This is a genomic window from Streptomyces virginiae, from assembly GCF_000720455.1.
GTDB classification, from domain to species: Bacteria; Actinomycetota; Actinomycetes; order Streptomycetales; family Streptomycetaceae; genus Streptomyces; species Streptomyces virginiae.
The window spans coordinates 135587-155960 of sequence record NZ_JOAK01000020.1 but is presented as its reverse complement, the minus strand read 5'-3'; the positions used below and the strand labels follow the sequence as shown (position 1 = coordinate 155960).

Below are 20374 nucleotides of genomic sequence, written 5' to 3'. Positions count from 1 at the left end.
CAACAAGGGCCTCCATGACGACCGAAAACGGCGGTGCCGCGAGACGCTCGCGGCTGGTGTGGCTCCTTGCGGGCCAGGCCATCTTGATGGTGCTCCTGGGTCTTTGGGTGACCCGTGTGGCGGTCGGCCTGTGGCCGCTCACCCTGGAGGACCGGCTGTCCCAGGACTTCGCCGCGCATCGGAGCCCGGTCGGGAACGGTGTCACCGCGGGGCTGTCGCTGGCGGCCAGTACGGAGGGCATCATCGCGGTGACGCTGCTCTGCGTGGCCGTGCTGCTGGCGCTGCCGCCCGCCCCGCGGTGGGCGGAGGCCGTTTTCCTCGGGGTGTCGGTGGCCGTCCAGTCGGCGGTCTTCCTCGTGGTCACCTTCTTCGTGGAGCGGCCCCGCCCCGACGTTCCCCAACTGGACGGGGCGCCGCCCACGTCGAGTTTCCCCTCGGGGCACGTCGGCGCGTCCGTCGCCCTGTACGGAGGGCTGGCGGCCCTCGTGCTGCACCGCGCGCGCGGCCCCTGGCGGTACCTCGCGGCCGGGGTGCTGCTGCTCGTTCCGCCCGCGGTCGGGCTGTCCCGGGTCTACCGGGGCATGCACCATCCGTCCGACGTGCTGGGCGGCCTGCTCAACGGCGCCGCGACGCTGCTGGTCGTCGGGTCCGTGTTCCTGTCCGGCCGTGGTGCCGCCGACGACGCCCCGGCACCGCAGGGGACTTCGGACGGCGGGGCCTCCCCCGTACCCGCCCAGGACGGGCGCTCCCGCCGCGCGGGCGGGAGGGTCGTCGTCGTACGCCATCCCCACGGCTGCCCGGACGAGCTGGCCGCCGAGGTGCGCGCCCGGCTCCACCGGCACGGTTTCACCGACCAGCGATGGACCTCGACCACCGTGGACCGGCCCGGCGGGAGGCTTGCCGAGGAGTGCGCCGCGGGCGGTGTGGACCTGGTGGTGGTCTGCGGCGGCGACGGCACCGTACGGGTCTGCGCCGATGCCGTCGCCGGCACCGGGATCCCGCTGGCGCTCGTGCCCTGCGGCACCGGCAACCTGCTCGCCCGCAACCTCGACCTGCCGTCCGACCCGGCGACCGCCCTCGACGAGGCCCTGGCGGGCGGCGACTTCCGGATCGACGTCGGCAGGGTCGAGGGCGACGGCCTCCCGCCGACCCGGTTCACCGTGATGGCGGGCGCCGGCTTCGACGCCGCCATGGTCCGCGACGCGTCCCCGGTCCTCAAGGCCCACCTGGGCTGGGCCGCCTACGGCCTGTCGGCGGCCCGGCACCTGCGCGACCCCCGCATGCGCCTGTCCCTCCGCCTCGACGGGGGCCGCCGGATCCGGCGGCGGGCCCGGATGGTGGTCATCGGCAACGTCGGCGCGCTCCAGGCCGGCCTGGAACTGCTGCCGCGGGCACGGCCGGACAGCGGCCGGATGGAGGTCGTGCTCTTCGACCCGCGCGGGGCGGCCGGCTGGCTCGCCGCGGCGGCGCACCTGGCCGCCCGGATCGTACGGCGTCCGGCCCCGACCACGGTCCAGGCCCAGACCCACGCACCCGGCGGGCCGGTGTCCGTCGCCGCGGGCTCGTTGGAGTACTTCAGTGCCGCCCGGATCGAGGTCCGCTTCGCGCGGGCCGAGGGCCGCGAGGTCGACGGCGACACCATGAGCGAGGGCACCCGGCTGACCGTCGACACGGAACCGGGGGCCCTGCGGATGCGGCTGCCGCGCGCGCCCGGCGGAACGCCGAGCACCGCCCGTACCGCCCGTACCTCCTCCACCGCCCGTACCGCACCTGCCGCACGCACCGCGCAGCTCTGACCCGAACACCGTCAGGAAGGGAGACGCCCGATGGGAACCGCCACCCGGGTACCGCAGCGACGCGACGTGCGGGGCGAGGAGCTGTCCGGCGACGAGGCATGGGCGGCTCTGCGCCGGTACGGCAGCTGGCGCCTGGCCCGTGACTCCTTCGTGCGCTTCCGCTACGCGGACGGCTTCAGCCACTCCCGTGCCCTGGCCCTCCAGACCGTCCTGTCGATCGTGCCGCTGGCCATCGCCGCGATAGGCCTCTCCAGCGTCCTGCACACCGAGGACATCGGCCGCGTGGCCGAGCTCACGATCAGCCGGATGACCAACGGCCCCAGCCAGGACATGGTCGACGAGGCGCTGCGCGAGAGCCGTCGGCACGCCGGCGACGGCGGGCAGGCGGCCTTGTGGCTCGGCCTGTTGTTCTCCCTCGTCAACGTCACCACGAGTCTGTGCCAGGTCGAGCGCGGCGCGAACCGGATCTACGGCAACGAACGCGACCGGCCCTTCCTGCGGAAGTACTCGCGCGGCCTGGTCATGGCGGTACTGGCGGGGCTTCCGCTGGGGCTCAGTTTCATCGTCACGGTCCTCGGCTCCGACCTGGCCCGCGCGTTCGCCGAGGTGTACCAGCTCGGCCCGGCCACCATCCGCGCCTGGGACGTCCTGCGGTGGCCCGTCGGCGTGCTGCTGGCCGTGCTCGCCACCAGTGCGATCTTCCGCCTCTCGCCGCGCCGTGCCCAGCCGGGCTACACGTGGCTGGCCTTCGGCGCCGTCGTCCACCTGGTGCTGTGGCTCGGCGCGACGTGGGCGCTGAGCCTGTACGTCGGCGCCAGCAGCTCCTTCACCAGCGTGTACGGGCCCCTCAGCGCGATCATGTCGCTGCTGCTGTGGTCCTACCTCACCTCGCTGGCGCTGTTCCTCGGGCTGTCCTTCGCGGCCCAGCTGGAAGCGGTGCGCGCGGGGACGAAGGAGCCGGTGGCCCGGGACCCGGGCGTCTGACACCACACCCGACCGTCCGAGTGCCCATCCATCCGTCCGTCCATCCGCCCGTCCGCCCGTTACGGCTCTCCCCGAAGGCAGGTTCCACCGCCATGGCACAGCGCACGGCCCGTTCCCGATGCCTCGGCACCGTCCGAGCGCTGCTCGCCCGGCACTCGGGGCCCGACGCGGCGTTCGGCCGCAGACTGGTGCTGGCGGTGACGGCCACGGCCACGGTGGCGGTGCCGTTCGCCCTGGCCCTCGTACTCGTCGAGTCCCGGTGGCCGCCGCTGCACCGGCTCGACCGGACCACCGCGGAGCGGCTGCACCGTACCGCCCTCGAACACCCCGCCTGGGTGCGCGTCCTGGACTTCTTCACCGGTGTGGTGTGGGACCCGGTGACCATGCGGCTGCTGGTGGCGGCCCTGGTGGTGTGGCTCCTGACCCGGCGGGCGTGGCGGCTGGCGACGTGGGCCGGTGTCACGGCGACGTCCGGGGCGGTGATCGGGTTCCTGGTCAAGAACGCGGTGGAGCGGGCCCGCCCGCACCTGCCGGAACCCGTCGCCCACGCGCCCGGCTTCTCCTTCCCCTCCGGCCACGCCATGACGGCCATGACCTCCTGCGCCGTCCTCCTGCTGGTCCTGCTCCCGCTGGTGCCGCGCGCCTGGCGGCCGTTGCCGTGGGCGCTCGCGGCGGCGGCGGTCCTCGGGGTCGGCTACACCCGGGTCGCGCTGGGGGTGCACTGGGTGAGCGATGTCGTCGGGGGCTGGCTGCTCGGCGTCGCCGTGGTCACGGCGACGACCCTGGCCTTCGAGGCGTGGCGGGCCGATACCGGACGCCCGCGTACGACGGTGAGCGAGGGCCTGGAGCCGGAGATCTCCTCCGCCACCGACCCGGAAGCCCCCTCCCGCCCCACGGCCCGGTCAGCCCTGTAGGCGAACGGTCATCTCCACGCTCACGTCGTCCCCGGCCACCAGCCCCAGCGGCTTTCGGACTGCGTTCTTGACGGGCAGCAGGTACCCGCCGTCCCTCGGGAACAGCGACGTCTCGAAGGTGACTTCGCCGATGCGGGCCTCGACGGGGACGACGCCCCAGCCGTACGTGGCCGTCGCCGCCACCTGCTGCACGTCGGCGGACTGCTCCTGCGGCACGGGGACGAAGTAGAACGGCGCGGGTCCCCGCCACTCGATCACCCGGCCGGCGAAGACCATGCGCATGAGGGTGTTCCTTCCTCGTCGGGGGGGGGCGACGGGCGGTACGGCGTGACCCGCCCACCCTACGCAGGGCCGCTCGCCCGCGTCAGGCCGTCCTGGTGGTGAAGGAGTTCGGGGACGGCAGCCGCAGCGGCTTCGCGACCGCCGCGCAGAAGTCGGCGAGCCCCGTCGCCAGGGCGGCCCGGGAGGCTTCCGGCATCGCGGCCATCGCCTCGGCCAGTACCTCCTGCCTGCGGTCGCGCAGTCGTTCGAGGTACGTCCGGCCCGCGGGCGTCAGCCGGAGCAGTACCTCGCGGCGGTCGTCGGCCCCGGGGTGCCGTTCGAGAAATCCCACGGCCTGCAGGCGGTCGCACAGCCGGGTGACGGACGGCGGGGCCGCCTCCAGCAGCCGGCCGAGCTCGCGCAGGTTCAGCTGGTCGTTCGCCTCGACGAGGAACAGCACCCGGGCCTGCGCGGAGGACACGGGTGCGACGCTCGCCGTGTCCCGGCCCCGCTCCCAGACCACCTCCAGCAGCTCGATCAGCTCGCTCATCTCCGCCACCGCCGACACGGCGGGCCTCGGGGCGCCGATCGACCGATGACTCATGTGACACTCCCTACCGGACGTACGCGCAGCCCTTCCCCGGCGGACCGGCGGCTTCGTCGTCCCCCATCTTGGCAGTTGCGAGAGAGACAGGTACGGGGCCGGTGACTGAAGGCGTACGCGACGAAGGTGTCGGGGGCGGCGGGGAGGTCGAGCGCGCGCTGCGCGGCGCCGCCCCGCACGCGCTGTTCGAGGAGGTCCGGGGCATCCTGGCCCGCGACCACGGGGCGGCGGGCGCGGAACTGTTGATGGCGGACTACGCCTCGGCACGGCTCCAGCCCGTCACGGCCCAGCCGTTCACCGCCGATTCCGTGTCGGCGTACAACAGTGCCGAGGGCCGGGCCTTCGGCGCCCAGGAGGCGCACGTGGTCCCCGGGGAGGACGGGATCACCGTGCACCTGCCGGTGACCGTGCGCGGCGACCGGCTGGGGGTCCTGAGCGTCCGCTACCCGGCCGGAGTCGCGGTCGGCGGGCTCCTCGGACCGCTGCAGGACGTGGCCGACGCGCTGGGCCACGAGATCCTCGTCGCCGACCGCGACACCGACGTCTTCCTGCAGGCGCGCCGGGCCAAGAGACTCACCCTGGCCGCCGAGATGCAGTGGCAGCTGCTGCCGGGGCGCTCGTGCTCCCGGCCCGAGTACGACCTCGGGGCCCAACTGGAGCCCGCGTACGCCATCTTCGGCGACAGTTTCGACTGGTCGGCCTCCGCCGACCATCTGACGCTGACAGTCAACAACGGCATGGGCGAGGGCATCGACGCGGCGCTGCTGACCAGCCTCGCCGTCAGTGCCCTGCGCAACGCCCGGCGGGCCGGCCTCGGCCTCGCCGATCAGGCGGCCCTGGCGGACCAGGCCCTCTACGGCCAGTACCAGGGGCGGCTGCACGTGGCGATGCTGCTGCTCCGCTTCGATCTGGACACCGGTGAGGTGGAGGTCATCGACGCCGGGTCGCCCCGGGTCTGGCGGCTGCGCGGGGGCAGCGTGGAGCCGTTCGGGCTGGAGGCGCAGCTGCCGCTCGGCATGTTCGAGGACACCGTCTACACCACCCAGCGCTTCCGGGTGCTGCCCGGGGACCGGCTGTTCTTCCTGAGCGACGGCGTCTTCGACGTCCTCTCCCCCGCCGGCGAGCCGTACGGCCTGCACGCCCTGACCCGGGCCGTGATGAACACGCGGCTGCTGCCGCCCTCGCAGGTGCCGCGGGCACTCCTGGAGGAGCTGCCGGGGTACCGGGGCGGCGCGGAGGCCGTCGACGACGCGATGGTCGTCTGCCTCGACTGGCACGGCCGGCCCGGTACGGAGCCCGGCGGCGGCGAGCCGTAGGGGCGACAGGGCGGTCGGGGCATCAGGGCGGTCAGGGCCTTCCGCGCCGGAGGGTGGCACAGTGGTGGCATGCCCCGTCCCGGCCGCTCCGGCGCGTACGAGGACCCGGCCGTGGCCCTCGGCGCCGCGGCGGACCTCCTCGCGGTGCTGCACGCCAGGGGCCAGGACGGTGTGGAACCGGCCGTCTCACCGTCGCAGCTGCGTGCGCTGCTCGCCGTGGAGGGTGCCGAGGGCGTCAATCTGCGGACCCTGGGAGACGTGCTCGGCTCCCGCCCGCCGTCGGTCACCCGGCTCTGCGACCGGCTGGAGGCCATGGGGCTGCTCACCCGCTCGCCCCACCCGTCCCGGCGCCGCGAGGTGGAGGTGCGACTCACACCGCAGGGGCGGGCGCTGCTGGACGAGCGGCGGGCGATCCGGGTGCGCGAGCTTTCGGCCGTGCTCGGGCGGATGGCGCCCGAGGCGGTGAACTCGCTGGTGGCGGGCCTGGAGGCGTTCCGGGAGGCCGCCGCTGGCGCGTACCCGGCGGACGATCCGCATACGGACCCCGGCCCCTCCGCCGCCCCGGCCCCGGCCTCCGTCCCCGACAGCGCCTGACGGTCGGGGGGCGCGGCCGCCTCCGGTCCATGGGGGTGGTTCCCGGTCGCTCCACGGGATGACAGAATCATTGAGTCCGTAAAATATTGCCTAACGGCAAATGATCACTCTAGGCTTATCCGACGCAACCACGCGTCCGACGGGCGTCCGCCGTCCGAGATGAGAAGGGACAGACGCGACGCCATGGTGAGCATCCCCGGGCTGGGGGCCCAACACCCAGCCGCCCGCACACCGCAGCCGCCGGTGGTCCACCCCCGGCAGGCGACCTCCGGGAGACCGGACGACTCGCTGGCGCTGTGGAACGGCGTACCGCCGTACGTCCTGCTGATCGAGGACGACGAGGGCGACGCCGTGCTCGTCGAGGAACTCGTGGAGGACAGCGGGATCGAGGTCCGCCTGGGCCGGGCCCGCTCCCTCGCCGACGCCCTGCACCTGCTGGAGGCCGAGGCCCCAGAGTGCGTCCTGCTGGACCTGCACCTGCCCGACGCCCAGGGGCTGGACGGGCTGGAGAAGGTCCTCGCCGTGTCCTCCGAGGCCGCGGTCGTCGTCCTGACGGGCCTGTCGGAGGAGCGGTCGGGACTGACCGCCGTCGCGGCCGGTGCCCAGGACTACCTGGTCAAGGGACGTCTTGAGGCCGACGTCTTCATGCGGGCCATCCGCTACGCGATCCAGCGCAAGCGGACCGAGCTCGCGGCCGTCGCCCTCCAGGCGGGCAAACTGCGCGCCGAGGAGAACGCGCGCCTCGAACGCGGCCTGCTTCCCACGCCGTTGCTGCTCGACGACGCGGCCGACGCCGTCACCGTCTGCGCCCGCTACCAGCCCGGACGCGCCCAGACGCTGCTCGGCGGGGACTTCTACGACGTCGTCCAGACCCCCGACGGGGCCACGCACGCCGTCGTCGGGGACGTATCCGGCCACGGCCCCAGCGAGGCGGCGCTCGGCGTGTGCCTGCGCGTGGCCTGGCGGTCCTTCGTCATGGCCGGCGCCCGCGGCGCCGAACTGCTCGGGCTCCTGGAGCGGATCCTGCTGGCGGAGCGTTCCGGCCCCGAGATCTTCGCCACCCTCGTCTCCCTCACCCGTCCCGCCGGCACCCGCGCCGTATCCGTACAGCGCGCCGGCCACCCGGGATTCCTGGTCCGTTCCGCGGCCGGTGTGGAACTGCGCACCGTTCCCGGCGGGCCCGCGCTGGGCATACTGCCCGGCTGGGGCGCCGGCTGGCCCGTCACCGAGGTGGCCGTGGAGGCGGGCGGCGCCGTGATGCTCTTCACGGACGGCCTGATCGAGGGGCGCACCGGCCCCGGATCCGACCGCCTCGACGAGGCGGGCCTGCTGGAGATCGCCCGCAAACACGCCGACCTGCCCGCGGAACCGTTCGTCGACACCCTCATCCAGACGGCGCAGGGCCTCGCCGCGGACTGGGGCGGTCTGGCCGACGACGTCGCCGTCCTCCACCTCGAATGGAACTCCCCCACGTGACCTCCCCCGCACAGCCTCCCGAAACGCCCCGCGGACGGGCCCCGGACCGCCACGGGCCGAGCCTGCAGGCCTGGCTGACCAGCGTGCTGGTCCTGCTCGCCCTCATGGTCGTCGGCACGGGCGCGCTCGGCGCGGCCCTGCTGTCCCACACCACCATGGCCGGCAACCGGCTCGTCGACGGGATCCTGCCCGCCCAGCGGGACGCCCTGCGGCTGGAGACGGCACTACTGGACCAGGAGACCGGGGTCCGCGGCTACCTGCTGGCCGACGAGCCCGCGCTGCTGGAGCCGTACGAACGCGGGCTGACCAACGAGACCGACGCCGCCCGGCGCCTGGCGACGGTCCTCGCCGGCGACGAAGGCGACGACGGCGTACGTGAGGACCTGGCGGCCGTGCAGGAGGCAGCCCGGACCTGGCGCGAGCAGTTCGCCGCCCCCGCCATCGCCTCCGTGGAGAAGGGCACCGCCCCGCCGTCCCTCCAGGACGGCAAGGACCGCTTCGACGAGGTCCGCCGCCGGATCGCCGCCCAGCAGGCGCGTCTGGACCGCATCCAGGCCGACGCCCGCACCACCTTCGGCGAAGCGCGCTCGCAGCGCGACCACATCCTGCTGGCGATCGTCGTGGCCTTCCTGCTGGCCGGCACCGCCCTCGCCGTGCTGCTCCACGTGGGCGTACTGCGGCCGCTCGCCCTGGTGCGGACCGCCTCCCAGCGCGTCGCGGACGGGGCCTTCGAGGAGGAGATCCCGCTGCGCGGCCCCTCCGACCTACGGGCCCTGGCCCGGGCGGTGGAGGCCATGCGGCACCGGACGGTGGCCGAGCTGAAGGCTTCGCGGCGCAATGCCGAGCGGCTCGACCGCACGGCCGCCGAGCTCGACGCGCAGGCGGTGGAGCTGCGCCGTTCCAATGCCGAGCTGGAGCAGTTCGCGTACGTGGCCTCGCACGACCTGCAGGAGCCGCTGCGCAAGGTGGCCTCCTTCTGCCAGTTGCTGGAGAAGCGGTACGGGGACCAGCTCGACGAGCGCGGCGCGCAGTACATCGGCTTCGCCGTCGACGGCGCCAAGCGGATGCAGGTGCTCATCAACGACCTGCTGACCTTCTCGCGGGTGGGCCGGGTCCAGGACGCGCGCGAGACGGTCGCGATGGACGGCCCCCTGGACCGGGCGCTGCGCAACCTGGCCGCCGCCGTGGAGGAGAGCGGCGCGGAGATCATCCGGCCCGAGCGGCTCCCGGACGTGGTGGGCGACCCGACCCTCCTGACGATGCTGTGGCAGAACCTGGTGGGCAACGCCGTCAAGTTCCGCTCGCCCGACCGCGCTCCGCGCGTCGAGGTGGCCCTGGCCGAAGGCCGCGACGCGGAACCGGGCTTCCACACCTTCACCGTCACCGACAACGGCATCGGCGTACCGGCCGAGTTCGCCGAGAAGGTCTTCGTCATCTTCCAGCGGCTGCACGGCCGGGAGACCTACGGCGGCACCGGTATCGGCCTCTCGCTCTGCAAGAAGATCGTCGAGCACGCGGGCGGGCGCATCCGGATCGACACCGACCACCGGGAAGGCACCCGGATCGTCTTCACCCTGCCCGTCGCCGCTGCGACCACCGACACCGCCGACACCGACACCGACACCGACACCGACACCGGCGCGGCCGAGACCGCGGAGTCCGGCGCCGGTGCCGAGCCGCCCGCCGCCGTACCCACCGAAGGAACCCTCCGATGAGCACTCCCGCTGACCGGCCCCAGGCCGCCCCCGCCGAAGTCCTGCTGGTCGAGGACGACGCGGGCGACGAGCTGATGACCCGAGAGGCCTTCGAGGACAACAAGATCGGGAACGTCCTGCACGTCGTGCGGGACGGCCTGGAGGCCCTGGACTTCCTGTACCGCCGCGGCGAGCACGCCAACGCCCCGCGCCCCGATCTGATCCTGCTCGACCTGAACCTTCCCAAGTACGACGGACGGCAGGTCCTCGAACGGATCAAGACGGATCCGGAGCTGAACCACATCCCGGTGGTCGTGCTCACCACCTCGGCCGCCGAGGAGGACATCCTGCGCAGCTACAAGCTGCACGCCAACGCCTACGTGACGAAGCCGGTGGACCTCGACCAGTTCATCCGGGCGATCCAGCAGATCGACGACTTCTTCGTCACCGTGGTCAAGCTCCCCCGCACACGGTGAGGCCGGTGGCCGGGCCGGTGACGGGACGCAAGGGTTCGGGAATGCGAACGGAAATGTGGGGAAGACGGACGTGAGCAGCATGGACACGCACAACGCCGAGGGACGCAGTCGCGTAGAAACCCGCTCCGACGGGGACGTGCGCATCGTCGTCATGGCGGGTGAGTTCGACATGGACAACGTGGCGGATCTGCGGACCGCGATGGATCCCGCAGCGCCCGGTGTGGCCCGCTTCGTGCTGGACGTGGCCGGGGTGACCTTCGTCGACTCGACCGCGCTCAGCGTCATGCTGCAGCCCGCGCTGGACCGGCCGGTGGTCCTGGCGGGAACCGTGCCGAGCCGCCTGGCCCGGCTGCTGGAGCTCACCGGTGCCGAACTGGCCTTCGCCACCGCGCCCAGCGTGGCCGAGGGCACGGTCATGATCGTCCCGCCCCGAGAGGGGTGAGCGGCGTTCCCACGAGGAGGTGAGCGGTGCTGTACCACGCCGAGACGAACGACCTCAGGACGAGCCCGAGCGGGCCGCGCACAGCCATGCAGGCGCGCGACCGCGTACGGGCCCTCCTGGAGTCCTCCGCGATCGTGCGGGTCGGCACCGCGGCCGGGGAGGCGGTCCTCACCGACGCGCTGCTGGTGACCTCCGAGCTGGTCACGAATGCCGTCCGGCACGGCGGCGGGCTGCTCGGCTTCGACGCCGCCCTGTGCGCGGGCGGGGCCGGCCTGCGGATCGCCGTAACCGATGCCACCAGCACCGCTCCCCCGTCCCCGCCGGCCCGCCCCGCGGGGGCGGTGACGGGCCAGGGCGGCTTCGGATGGCCGCTGATACACCGCCTCGCGCGGAGCGTGACGATCGTCCCTGCAGCGCACGGCGGCAAGCGCATCGAGGTCGTCGTCCCGCTCGGTGGCGCGGCCGGCCCCCAGGGGGATCCCCGCCCGGTTTGAGATCCGGAATTTCGGCCATACGGGCGTCGAACAGGCTTCGGCGTCCGCCGCGGTCCCCGCCCCGACACCGGTCGGGGCGGGGACCGCGGTGTGCCGGGGCGAGAGGGGGATCTCGTATGACCACACCCGAGGAGGACGCGCCCGCGTCCGTACGCGGCATCGGACCTGTGGGGCGCACCGGCCCCGGGCGCCCCGGTCTGGGGCGCGACGCGGTGCTCGCGCTCGGGCTGCTCGGCACCGCCGTCGCAGGCGTGGCCGCCTTCCTGAAGGCCGCCCCCGCGGACGGGATCAGGCTCCCGGTGACCCCGGTCGCCGCCCTGGCCGTCCTGCTGCTGGGCGCGCTCCTGGCGAAGTGGAGCTTCGCGCCCGTCCGGCGCCGGTCCGGCGCCCCGCGGCCCACCGGGTTCGCGGAGGCGCCCGTGGACCTCCCCGAGGTCGGGGGTGACGCCCTCGACCACGCCGCGGTCGACGCGGACGGCTTCGAGCACGCGGTGGCCGCCCTGTGCGCCCGCGACGGCTGCACCTCGGTGGAGGTGGTCGGCGGCGCGGGCGACCTGGGCGCCGACGTCCTCGCGACCACGGCGGACGGGCGACGCGTCGTGCTCCAGTGCAAGCACTACGCCGAGGACAACCGGGTCGGCTCGCAGGACCTCCAGCGCTTCGGCGGAACCTGCTTCGTGGTCCACGAGGCCGACGTCGCCGTCATCGTGACGACCAGCTCCTTCACCGCGCCCGCCGCCGAGTACGCCGACACCTGCGGGATAGTCCGCGTCGACGGCGAGGCCCTGGCCGCCTGGACCGAACAGCAGGCGCCTCCCCCGTGGGAGTCCGGCGCCGCCGCGCCCGCACCCGCCCCGTCCACCCCCGTCCGAGGAGCCACATCATGACCACCACCGACACCGGCGTCGCCCCGGCCGACGCAACCGACCGGGACGAGGAGCGCATCCGCCGCATCCGCCGCCGTCTCGAACGCCTCATCGGCATCGCGGCGACCGAGGGGAACTCCGTACGTCCGTTGCGCAACGGCGACGAGATCTTCGCCGCGATGCTCGACGCGATCTCCTCCGCCCGGCACACGGTCGACATGATGACCTTCGTCTACTGGAAGGGCGACATCGCCCGCCGGTTCGCCGAGGCCCTGGCCGAGCGGGCCCGGCACGGCGTGCGCGTGCGGCTGCTGCTGGACGGCTTCGGCAGCCGCCTGATCGAACAGGACCTGCTGGACCGGATGAGCACGGCCGGGGTGGACGTCGCCTGGTTCCGCAGACCCTTCTTCCTCTCCCCGCTCAAGCAGAACCACCGCTGCCACCGCAAGGTCCTCGTCGTCGACGAACGGACCGCCTTCACGGGCGGCGTCGGCATAGCCGAGGAGTGGTGCGGCGACGCCCGCAATCCGCACGAGTGGCGTGACACGCACGCCGAGGTCCGCGGGCCGGCCGTCGACGGGATCGCCGCCGCGTTCGCCCAGAACTGGGCGGAGTGCCATCCCGAACTCTTCGACGACCGCGACCGTTTCGTGGGCCACGAGCCGGCCGGCTCCGCCGTCGTCCAGGTGGTGCGCGGCTCGGCCGCCTTCGGGTGGCAGGACATGCAGACGCTGATGCGGGTCGTCCTGGAGTCGGCGCAGGAGCGCGTGCGCCTGGCGACCGCGTACTTCGCCCCGGACGACTACTTCGTCGAGCTGCTGTCCGCCACCGCCCGCCGGGGCGTGACCGTCGAGGTCCTGCTGCCCGGCCCGCACACCGACAAGCGGGTGTGCCAGCTGGCGGGTCAGCACCACTACGAGGCGCTGACCGCCGCCGGGGTGCGCATCCACCAGTACCAGCCGACGATGATGCACGCCAAGATCCTGACGATGGACGGGGTGGTCTCCCTCATCGGCTCGTCCAACTTCAACCGCCGCTCCCTCGACCACGACGAGGAGGTCATGCTGGCCGTGATGGACCCGGCGGTCACCCGCACCCTGGACGAGCACTACGACGAGGACCTCCGGGCCAGCACGCGCATCGCTCCGGGCCGCTGGCGCCGCCGCTCAGCTGTCCAGCGCGCCCGGGAACTGTCGGTCCGGCCGCTGCGCCGCTTCCTGTGAGGCGGCGCAGCGTGGCCGACGGGGCGGAGAGGCACCTCCGCCCCACGGGCAGGGCCGTCAGCCGGTGCAGCCCGGGACCGTGCCGGCCGGGCTGCAGTTGTTCGGCTGGTTGTCGCGGATGACGTCGCCGTTCAGGGTGAGGACGCCGGAGGCCTTGAAGATGCCGCCGCCGTCGCCCGCCCGGTTGTGGGTGATGGTGTTCTCCCGCAGCGTGGTGGTGCCCAGCCCCGTGGTTCCGCCGGCGTGGTAGAGGCCGCCGCCCTGTGCGGTGCCGTCCTTGGCGGTGACCGCGTTCCGGAGGACCTTGTTGCGGCTGGCCGTCAGGGTGCCGCCGTCGGGGTTGTCGAGGCCGCCGCCCTGAGCCGTGCCGTTCGGCGCTTCGGCGGTGTTCCCGGTGACGTGGCTGTCGGTCAGCTCCAGCGTGCCGAAGGGGCCCACGCGGACGCCTCCACCTCGTGCGGTACCGTCCTTTGCCACCGCCCGGTTGCCGCTGATCCTCACCCTGCTCGCGGTCATCAGGCCGTTGTTCGCGATGCCGCCGCCCTGGGCGACACCGTGCGGTGCGTCCGACGTGTTGTCGCTGATGGCGCCGCCGGTCACGGTGAGCCTGCCGGGCACCGGGATGCCGTTGGAGACGGCGCCACGCGCGATGCCGCCCGGGGCGAAGGCACGGTTCCTGCTGATGACCGTGTCCTCGACGGTCGTCTCGGCGAAGCTGATGATGCCGGCCGCGAACGCGGTGCTCTGCGTGTCCTTGGTGACGGTCGCGGTGTTCCCGGTCAGCCGGGACCGGGTGACCGTGAGCGGACCGTCGTTCGAGATGGCGCCACCGGCGGCGCCGCCGCCGGCTTCGCTCCCGCTGTAGACGACGTGGTTCGCGGTGACTTCGGTCTCGCTCACGCTTCCGCTGCCGGGGCTGTCGATGCCGCCGCCCTGGGCGAACACGTCGGACCGGGCGGTGTTGCCGATGAACTTGCTGCGCGTCACCTTCATCGTTCCGGTGTTGGAGATGCCGCCGCCGCAGGCCAGGCCCGGAGGGTCGGGAAATGCGGGGCAGTCCGTGGCGAAGCCGCCGCTGATCGTCGTGCGGGTGAGCGTGAGGTTTCCCGTCGGACCGACGAACAGGATCCGGAACTTCGGCACCTTGTTGCCGCGCTCGTCCCGCCTGATGGTGGCCCCACGTCCGTCGATGGTGATCTCACTGGTGATCACCGGTAGCCCGTTGCCGGGGTTCACGGGGTCCGGCGCCGTCAGCGTGTACGTGCACTTGCGCGCCAGCTGGAGCGTGTCCGGCCCCGGTGAGCTGTTCGCCGCGTCGACCGCCGCGACGAGATCCGGGACCGAGCAGCGAACCTGCACCGTGGCGGCGTGAGCGGCCGGGGCGGGGACCGCCACCAGCGCGCCCGCCACGAGGCCGAGGACGGCCGGGACATGCCGACGAGACATCGGGGACTCCTCCTCCTGGGATGTACGGCCGGCCGTCAGGGGACCGCAACCAGCCGAGCCCAGCCGATCATGCGCCACCGCCGTCGGCTCCCCGGCATGATCCGTACGGGCGGGCGGACAGCTCGGACGGAGCAGAAAACGCGCGAACGGGTCGGGCGAGCCCGCCTGGATCATCGCGAATGCGGGCCGAGGAATTCAGCGTGAGCGCACTCCCACGGGGATTCAACCGCAGCGGACGCAATGGACGGGAGTCGAACCGACGGGCAAGAACGTCGCGTTTTCATCAGGTCGGCATTCAGCTTCACGACCGGGAAGGAAATGGGTACGGCGACGAGGGGCACTTCCTCGCTGCGTGGTGACGGGCTGTCACGAGGCGGCCGGGTCGTTGCGGGCGGCCCTACTCGGGGCGCTTGAAGCGGTGGGCGGCCCAGAGGAGGGCAAGGGCGCCGGCCGATGCGAGGGCGGCGGCTTCCAGGGCCAGTGGGGGGCGGCTGCCGAACCACTCGATGCCCGCCGCGGCCGCCCGGTCCGGCAACCGGAGCGTGATGGAACGGCGGAGCAGGTCCACTCCGTAGGCGATCGGATTCACGGCGGCGAGGGCGCGGGCCCACCCCGGCAGGCTTTCGAGTGGGAAGAACCCGCCGGAGAGGAACAGCAGCGGCATCATCACGACGCCGAGCAGCATGTGGAAGACCTCGGCCCGTTGGAGACTCACGGCCAGGGCCAGGGACAGTGCGGTGATGGTGAAGGAGGCCAGGATCATGCCGGCCATGAGCAGCGCCAGCAGCAGCGGATCGTAGGGCAGGCCCACGGCGCCGGCCAGTGCGAGGAGCACCGCCCCCTGGACCGCGGCGACGGTGGTGCCTCCGGCGCAGCTGCCCAGGAGCAGGGTGGTGCGGCTGACCGGGGCCATGAGCAGCTCGCGCAGATAGCCGCTCTGCCGGTCGGTGATCAGGCGGATGCCGACCATGATGGCCGGCGTCTGGACCGTCATCATCAGCATGCCGGGGAAGAGGTAGGTCTGGTAGCCGACGCCCAGCGTGGAGGCGGGGATCAGGGCGGCCAGCCCGCCTCCGAGGATGAAGAGGTACAGCACCGGCTGGAGCAGCATGAGGGCCGTGTGGGTGGGCTGGGAGGACAGGCGCAGCAGGTCGCGGTGGACCAGGCCGTGGATCGCGCGCAGTTCACGCCGTAGGCGGGTCGGTTCGCGGCCGTCGTCGGCGGTCGCGGGGGCGCGGAGCGCGGGTGCCGTCATGCGTCCCTCCCGGAGTGTGAGCGCGTCTGCGGGGGCCGGGCGGTGTTGAGGCTGCGGCCGGTGTGGTGGAAGAAGACGTCGTCGAGCGTGGGCGGGGTCGCGGATGCCGCCCGTACGGGGATGCCGTGGGCCGCCAGCGCCGCGCACAGGCGGGGGATCCAGGCGCTCCCGTCCGGTAGGCGCAGGCAGAGACCGTCGGTGTCCACGGTGGGGGCGGTGCCCGGCGGAGCGGTGTCGCGTACGACCTGTCGCGCCCTCGCGTCGTCGCCGGTGCGCAGGACCACCCGGTCGTCGCCGATCGCGGCCTTCAGGGCGGCGGGCGTCCCCTGTGCGACCAGGCGGCCTGCGTCGATGATGGCGAGGCGATCGCAGTTCTCCGCCTCTTCCAGGTAGTGGGTGGTGACGAAGAGCGTGGTGCCGTGGCGGTCGCGCAGTGCGCGCAGATGGTCCCAGACCTGTGCGCGGGCGTGCGGGTCGAGCCCGGTGGTCGGCTCGTCGAGGAAGAGGATGCGGGGCTCGTGCAGCAGTCCCCGGGCCAGCTCCAGGCGTCGGCGCATGCCGCCCGACAGGGTCCGGACCGGGGACCGCCGCCGGCCGGTCAGTGCGACCGCCTCCAGCGTGTCGGTGACGCGCCGGCGGGCGTGGCGGCGGCCCATCCCGTACAGGCGTGTGTGGATGTAGAGGTTCTGCTCGGCCGTCAGGTCCGGGTCCAGGGCGCTGTGCTGGAAGAGCATGCCCACGTGTCGTCGTACCCGGTCCGGCCGGCCGAGGACGTCGGCGCCCGCCACGACGGCCCGTCCGGCGGTGGGGCGGGCCAGGGCGCACAGCATGGCGATGGTGGTGGACTTCCCGGCGCCGTTGGGGCCGAGGAAGGCGAAGGTCTCGCCTTGACGCACGTCGAGGTCCAGGCCGCGGACGGCGTGGACGGTGGTGCCGTCCGGGCCCGGGTAGGCCTTGACCAGGCCGCGCGTGCTGATGGCGTACGCCGGTTCGGGCGCGGGCCGGGTGGTGTCGTGGTCCGTGGGCGCGGCTGTCAGGAGGAGGGCCTGAGCGGGGACGTCGTCACCGGCGTGTGGCTGCATGGTCGGTCCTCGTCTGCGGGGTGTCGTCTGCGGACCCGGGGTGTACGGCTCGGGGTGGGACGGGTGGCGCCACGGTCAGGCGCGGGTTGGTGCTCCGGCCGGTGGCTGCTGCGGGGCAGCCACCGGCCGGAGGTCATCGGGGCCTTCTCGTGTCAAGGCCGGCCGAGAGGGCCCTTTGTCGGGGTCAGGCGCAGCTGATGCCCACGCAGACGGTGTTGAGGAGCGTCAGCAGGCCGACGCACTCACAGGTCGCGGCGAACGGGGCGCCGTCGACGCCGACCGGGTCGGTCTCCGGAAGGGCGTGCAGGTGAGCCAGCAGTTCGAGGTCGCGGTTCTCCATGACTTTCTCCTTCTCTGTGATGTGGCGGCAGGGTCCCTGCCGCTCAAACCGGCGGCTGGGTCAGATCATCCAGCGCCGGGGTTCTGTGTGGCGGATCCGCAGGAGGAAGGCCAGGATTCCTGCGGATCCGTCGCTCCAGCTCGTCGAGACGTCCCCGTACTCGTTGGGGAAGACGACGTGGCCGGCGCGGTGGGACCGCTCGGCGACGACGAGGCGGGCCAGGTGTTCGGCCATGGTGCGGTAGGACCTCTCCCCCGTCGCCTCGACCATGTCGAGGAGGAAGTCGCCGTTGCCCGCCAGGCCGTGGCATTGGGTGAGGGCCGCGCGGGAGGCCCGTTCGACGACGGCGCGCGTCGCGCGGCGGGCGAGATCGCCGAACCGGTCGTCGCCGGTGGCGCGCCAGAGCCGCACCAGGAAGGTGCCGATGCCGGCCGAGCCGTGGCACCAGTACGGGGCCGTGGGCGGGTCGGTCGCCTGGGCCGGCCACTGGGCGGCCTCACCGACGAGCACGGCGTGGGCGAGCAGGTGTTCGCCCGCCTCCACCGCCAGCTCGGTGTAGTCCCGCCGGTCCGCGACGGTCGCGGCGGCGAGGAGGAAGCAGCCGATGCCGGCGGTGCCGTGCGCGAAGCCCAGGTAGCGTTTGCCCGCTTCCTCGGAGACGGCTTCGGCGGGTACCGGCCAGCTCACTCCGGGCGGCTCGCGGCGCGCGGCCGCGGCCAGCCGGTCGGCGGCGTCGACGACCAGGTCCGCCAGGCGGGGATCCCCGGTGCGGTGCCACAGGTGGGCCGCGGCGAGTCCGCTGCCGGCGGCGCCGTGGGTGATGTCATGGCTGGGCGTCGGTGTCTGCGGCGCGAGGGCGAGGGCCAGTGCGTGGTCCATGAGGGCGCGGTCGCCGACTGCGCTTCCGGCGTCGTACAGCGCCCAGGCGGTGCCGCGGCCGCCGAAGTGCAGGCCGGGGCGTACGGAGTCCAGGTCGGTGCGGGCCGCTGTCCAGTGGCCCGCGGTGGATATCAGCTCCGGCAGGCGCGGGTCGCCGGTGAGCTCGAAGTACCTGGTCAGGACGGCCAGAACGCCGGCCGCGCCCTGCTGCACGGTGCACGGGTCGGTCTCCCCCGCCATGGTGGAGACGGGCCACAGCCGCTTGTCGTCGTCCGGGGTCATGGAGTCGACGAGGTGCTCCACGATGCCCGCCACGGCGGTCTGCGTCAGGTCGTGGCACGCGTCGCTGCGGTTCGCGGCGATGGCGATGGTGTCGTGGTGGTGGCGGCGGTGCGGGAGTTCGCGTTCCGTCCGGCGCAGTGCCGTGCGCGCCCTGGCGGGGTCCCAGCGCTCGGCGGGCTCGTCCCTCATCAGTCCGAGGATCATCTCGTGCGGTCCGTCGGGCAGGTCGAGCGTCGCCTCGCAGGCGGCGAGCCATTCGGCGAGCCGCTGCTGCGGGGGCCGGCCGGCCGGCTCCTCGGGCAGCAGGTTGGGGACCTTCCCGGCGAGGACGAAGCACACGGTGGCGCCGAGGCTGTAGTAGTCGGCCGTGGGCGAGACGGGTGCGTCGTGCAGGCGCTCGGGGGCGCTGAAGCCGGGGGTTCCGACCGTCGTCGGGAGGGCGGTGTCGCCCTTGAGGACGGCGAGTTCGAGGTCGATGAGGCGCAGTTCGCCGTCCGGCCGGACCATGATGTTGCCGGGTGTGAAGTCCCGCAGGACGCAGCCGTGGGCGTGGGCAGCGGCGACGAGGTCGACGAGGCGGGCCGCCATCGCGAGGGCGTCGCTGCGGTAGCGCTCGCTTCCGGCGTCACGGAAGTGTTCGGCGACCCAGTTGCGCAAGGGGACGCCCGGTACTTCCTCCTGGGCCAGGAACAGGTGTCCGGCGTGCTCGAACATGGCGACGGGTTCCGGTGCCAGGCCCGTGCCGTCGAGGCTCCGCAGTGTCCGGGCCTCGGCGCGCAGCCAGTCGCGGACGTCGTGGCCGGACGCGTCGGCCTCCACGTGCGGCCGGGCCTCCTTGATGACCACGGGCGCGCCGGTGGTGACGTCCGTACCCCGGTAGACGCCGCCCTTGTTGGTGTGGCGGATCGCCTCGCGCACCGAGAAGCGGCCGCCGAGCAGCACCGGCGCGTCCGTCGTGCTCGGGTCGCGCGGCGGGACGGGGGCCGAGGCGGGGAAGGGGCTGACGGCCCAGGAGGGCGGGGAGTACCGGCCGGTGCGCTTGTCCTCGACGGGGTTGCCGTCGGGGTCTTCTATGAACCACACCAGCAGACCGTCGTCCGAGAGCCGCCGGCGGCCGACGAAGGCGCCGTAGCGGTAGTGCACCAGGCTGTTCGCGGCGTACGGCTGGTCCGACAGGATCCGGGGGCCGGCCAGCCCCGCGGTGGCCCGGTGCAAGTCGAGTGCGATGCGGGCCGCGTCGGCGTCGGAGCGCGGGTAGACGGTGAGGAACTTGCCGGAGCTTCCCCGGGGCGTGGCGCGGGAGTTGAGCGCGCCGACCTTCTCCGGGGACCGGGCGAACTTGAACGCCGATTCCTCCCTCAGCAGCACGTCCAGGGACCTGGCGAGGACCGCGGGGGCGGAGGCGGAGGTCGCCGACACGTGCAGCTTCCATCCCTGGTCGCGTCGGGGGGCGGTCAGGGGCGTGAGGCGGCACCACATCTCGTCCGCGTCGGTGGTCCAACGCGGGCCCGCACCGGAGGAGTCCAGCGCCCGGCGGAGCAGTTCTTCGAGGTCGACTTCGGTTGCGTGGCTCGTCATGCCTGTCCCTCTCAACGGCGAGGACCGCTGGTTGGAATATGCCTTCGGTAATGAAGAACGTATCGGCCGTTCCGGGCCGACGTCACTGGCTGCGACGAGCGCACGGTGTCGTTGCGCCGCCGGATGGTGTCAACCGGCGCAGAAAGGAAGCGTGCAGGAGTGTGCGCGGGTGCAAACCGCTTTGCATGCCCGCTCGGTGTGCGTGCCGGAACGGGGGCGCGGCATGCGAGGGGCCCTGTTGAGGACTTCCGAGCCTCGTGCATCGAGCGGTTGTCGAATTCAACTGGAATACGGGAGCCGTCGCCGGATTTCCATCGAAACAGCGCTCGAATTGCGTGGGGGGCTCCTCCACGGCCCGTGGGGCGACCGGGG

19 protein-coding genes are annotated in these 20374 nt (G+C 73.3%); 12 read left to right on the top strand and 7 right to left on the bottom strand.

Annotation, left to right across the window (positions count from 1 at the left end):
• Positions 1–14 precede the first annotated feature (14 nt).
• The 3 genes from IG86_RS41505 (at position 15) to IG86_RS0126720 (ending at position 3694) form a co-directional block, all read left to right on the top strand.
• Positions 15–1796, top strand: a complete 1782-nt coding sequence (locus tag IG86_RS41505) for a bifunctional phosphatase PAP2/diacylglycerol kinase family protein (RefSeq protein WP_107056289.1) — start codon at positions 15–17, stop codon at positions 1794–1796.
• Between the two features lie 30 nt (positions 1797–1826).
• A complete protein-coding gene (locus IG86_RS0126725; RefSeq protein ID WP_030900253.1) occupies positions 1827–2780 on the top strand; it encodes a YihY/virulence factor BrkB family protein in 954 nt (317 codons plus the stop codon).
• 92 nt (positions 2781–2872) lie between these two features.
• The gene (locus IG86_RS0126720) at positions 2873–3694 is read left to right on the top strand and encodes a phosphatase PAP2 family protein (protein ID WP_051785424.1); all 822 of its coding nucleotides are present in this window, start codon (positions 2873–2875) and stop codon (positions 3692–3694) included.
• Here IG86_RS0126720 and IG86_RS0126715 read toward each other — a convergent pair.
• Positions 3683–3976, bottom strand: a complete 294-nt coding sequence (locus tag IG86_RS0126715; protein ID WP_030900248.1) for a DUF1905 domain-containing protein — start codon at positions 3974–3976, stop codon at positions 3683–3685. The two genes, IG86_RS0126720 and IG86_RS0126715, sit on opposite strands and share 12 nt — an antisense overlap.
• 82 nt (positions 3977–4058) lie before the next feature.
• Positions 4059–4559 carry a MarR family winged helix-turn-helix transcriptional regulator gene (locus IG86_RS0126710; protein ID WP_030900246.1) on the bottom strand — a complete coding sequence of 167 codons (501 nt, stop codon included), beginning with the start codon at positions 4557–4559 and terminating at the stop codon, positions 4059–4061.
• A gap of 101 nt (positions 4560–4660) precedes the next feature.
• On the opposite strand from IG86_RS0126710, the gene IG86_RS0126705 reads away from it, so the two are divergent.
• The 9 genes from IG86_RS0126705 (at position 4661) to IG86_RS0126665 (ending at position 13140) form a co-directional block, all read left to right on the top strand.
• Positions 4661–5875, top strand: coding sequence for a PP2C family protein-serine/threonine phosphatase (locus tag IG86_RS0126705; RefSeq protein WP_051785423.1), 1215 nt, complete (start codon positions 4661–4663; stop codon positions 5873–5875).
• Between the two features lie 69 nt (positions 5876–5944).
• Positions 5945–6469: a MarR family winged helix-turn-helix transcriptional regulator gene (locus IG86_RS0126700; protein WP_030900241.1), complete on the top strand. Its 525-nt coding sequence runs from the start codon at positions 5945–5947 to the stop codon at positions 6467–6469.
• 183 nt (positions 6470–6652) lie between these two features.
• On the top strand, positions 6653–7945 hold the full coding sequence (locus IG86_RS0126695; protein WP_107056288.1) for a PP2C family protein-serine/threonine phosphatase: 1293 nt from the start codon (positions 6653–6655) through the stop codon (positions 7943–7945).
• Complete coding sequence (locus IG86_RS0126690) at positions 7942–9660, top strand: sensor histidine kinase (RefSeq protein ID WP_338116762.1); 1719 nt, start codon at positions 7942–7944, stop codon at positions 9658–9660. The genes IG86_RS0126695 and IG86_RS0126690 overlap by 4 nt, the downstream gene beginning before the upstream one ends.
• The gene (locus IG86_RS0126685; RefSeq protein WP_030900232.1) at positions 9657–10115 is read left to right on the top strand and encodes a response regulator; all 459 of its coding nucleotides are present in this window, start codon (positions 9657–9659) and stop codon (positions 10113–10115) included. The genes IG86_RS0126690 and IG86_RS0126685 overlap by 4 nt, the downstream gene beginning before the upstream one ends.
• Positions 10116–10194: 79 nt before the next feature.
• A complete protein-coding gene (locus IG86_RS40145) occupies positions 10195–10557 on the top strand; it encodes an STAS domain-containing protein (protein ID WP_063761569.1) in 363 nt (120 codons plus the stop codon).
• A gap of 26 nt (positions 10558–10583) precedes the next feature.
• On the top strand, positions 10584–11051 hold the full coding sequence (locus IG86_RS0126675) for an ATP-binding protein (RefSeq protein ID WP_030900229.1): 468 nt from the start codon (positions 10584–10586) through the stop codon (positions 11049–11051).
• 116 nt (positions 11052–11167) lie between these two features.
• Positions 11168–11938 carry a restriction endonuclease gene (locus tag IG86_RS39075; protein WP_045936779.1) on the top strand — a complete coding sequence of 257 codons (771 nt, stop codon included), beginning with the start codon at positions 11168–11170 and terminating at the stop codon, positions 11936–11938.
• Complete coding sequence (locus IG86_RS0126665; protein WP_030829064.1) at positions 11935–13140, top strand: phospholipase D-like domain-containing protein; 1206 nt, start codon at positions 11935–11937, stop codon at positions 13138–13140. The genes IG86_RS39075 and IG86_RS0126665 overlap by 4 nt, the downstream gene beginning before the upstream one ends.
• 57 nt (positions 13141–13197) lie before the next feature.
• Here IG86_RS0126665 and IG86_RS0126660 read toward each other — a convergent pair whose 3' ends face one another.
• From IG86_RS0126660 to lanL, 5 genes are all read right to left on the bottom strand, one after another.
• A complete protein-coding gene (locus tag IG86_RS0126660) occupies positions 13198–14586 on the bottom strand; it encodes a hypothetical protein (protein WP_030900224.1) in 1389 nt (462 codons plus the stop codon).
• 397 nt (positions 14587–14983) lie between these two features.
• Entirely contained in the window at positions 14984–15841 is an 858-nt protein-coding gene (locus tag IG86_RS0126655; RefSeq protein WP_030900222.1) for an ABC transporter permease, read from the bottom strand.
• Positions 15838–16923, bottom strand: coding sequence for an ABC transporter ATP-binding protein (locus tag IG86_RS0126650; protein WP_078848328.1), 1086 nt, complete (start codon positions 16921–16923; stop codon positions 15838–15840). Before IG86_RS0126650 ends, IG86_RS0126655 begins: the two co-directional genes overlap by 4 nt.
• A gap of 184 nt (positions 16924–17107) precedes the next feature.
• The gene (locus IG86_RS43700) at positions 17108–17263 is read right to left on the bottom strand and encodes a VenA family class IV lanthipeptide (RefSeq protein WP_167350579.1); all 156 of its coding nucleotides are present in this window, start codon (positions 17261–17263) and stop codon (positions 17108–17110) included.
• Positions 17264–17323: 60 nt separating this feature from the next.
• The gene (gene lanL / locus IG86_RS0126640) at positions 17324–20002 is read right to left on the bottom strand and encodes a class IV lanthionine synthetase LanL (RefSeq protein ID WP_030900219.1); all 2679 of its coding nucleotides are present in this window, start codon (positions 20000–20002) and stop codon (positions 17324–17326) included.
• Positions 20003–20374 lie beyond the last annotated feature (372 nt).

Coding starts and splice junctions, on each gene's coding strand:
- IG86_RS0126650 (WP_078848328.1), bottom strand. CDS start 16,923: ATGCAGCCACACGCCGGTGACGACGTCCCCGCTCAGGCCCTCCTCCTG.
- IG86_RS0126685 (WP_030900232.1), top strand. CDS start 9,657: ATGAGCACTCCCGCTGACCGGCCCCAGGCCGCCCCCGCCGAAGTCCTG.
- IG86_RS0126695 (WP_107056288.1), top strand. CDS start 6,653: ATGGTGAGCATCCCCGGGCTGGGGGCCCAACACCCAGCCGCCCGCACA.
- IG86_RS0126660 (WP_030900224.1), bottom strand. CDS start 14,586: ATGTCTCGTCGGCATGTCCCGGCCGTCCTCGGCCTCGTGGCGGGCGCG.
- IG86_RS0126720 (WP_051785424.1), top strand. CDS start 2,873: ATGGCACAGCGCACGGCCCGTTCCCGATGCCTCGGCACCGTCCGAGCG.
- IG86_RS0126725 (WP_030900253.1), top strand. CDS start 1,827: ATGGGAACCGCCACCCGGGTACCGCAGCGACGCGACGTGCGGGGCGAG.
- IG86_RS41505 (WP_107056289.1), top strand. CDS start 15: ATGACGACCGAAAACGGCGGTGCCGCGAGACGCTCGCGGCTGGTGTGG.
- IG86_RS0126655 (WP_030900222.1), bottom strand. CDS start 15,841: ATGACGGCACCCGCGCTCCGCGCCCCCGCGACCGCCGACGACGGCCGC.
- IG86_RS0126715 (WP_030900248.1), bottom strand. CDS start 3,976: ATGCGCATGGTCTTCGCCGGCCGGGTGATCGAGTGGCGGGGACCCGCG.
- lanL (WP_030900219.1), bottom strand. CDS start 20,002: ATGACGAGCCACGCAACCGAAGTCGACCTCGAAGAACTGCTCCGCCGG.
- IG86_RS0126665 (WP_030829064.1), top strand. CDS start 11,935: ATGACCACCACCGACACCGGCGTCGCCCCGGCCGACGCAACCGACCGG.
- IG86_RS40145 (WP_063761569.1), top strand. CDS start 10,195: ATGGACACGCACAACGCCGAGGGACGCAGTCGCGTAGAAACCCGCTCC.
- IG86_RS39075 (WP_045936779.1), top strand. CDS start 11,168: ATGACCACACCCGAGGAGGACGCGCCCGCGTCCGTACGCGGCATCGGA.
- IG86_RS0126700 (WP_030900241.1), top strand. CDS start 5,945: ATGCCCCGTCCCGGCCGCTCCGGCGCGTACGAGGACCCGGCCGTGGCC.
- IG86_RS0126710 (WP_030900246.1), bottom strand. CDS start 4,559: ATGAGTCATCGGTCGATCGGCGCCCCGAGGCCCGCCGTGTCGGCGGTG.
- IG86_RS43700 (WP_167350579.1), bottom strand. CDS start 17,263: ATGGAGAACCGCGACCTCGAACTGCTGGCTCACCTGCACGCCCTTCCG.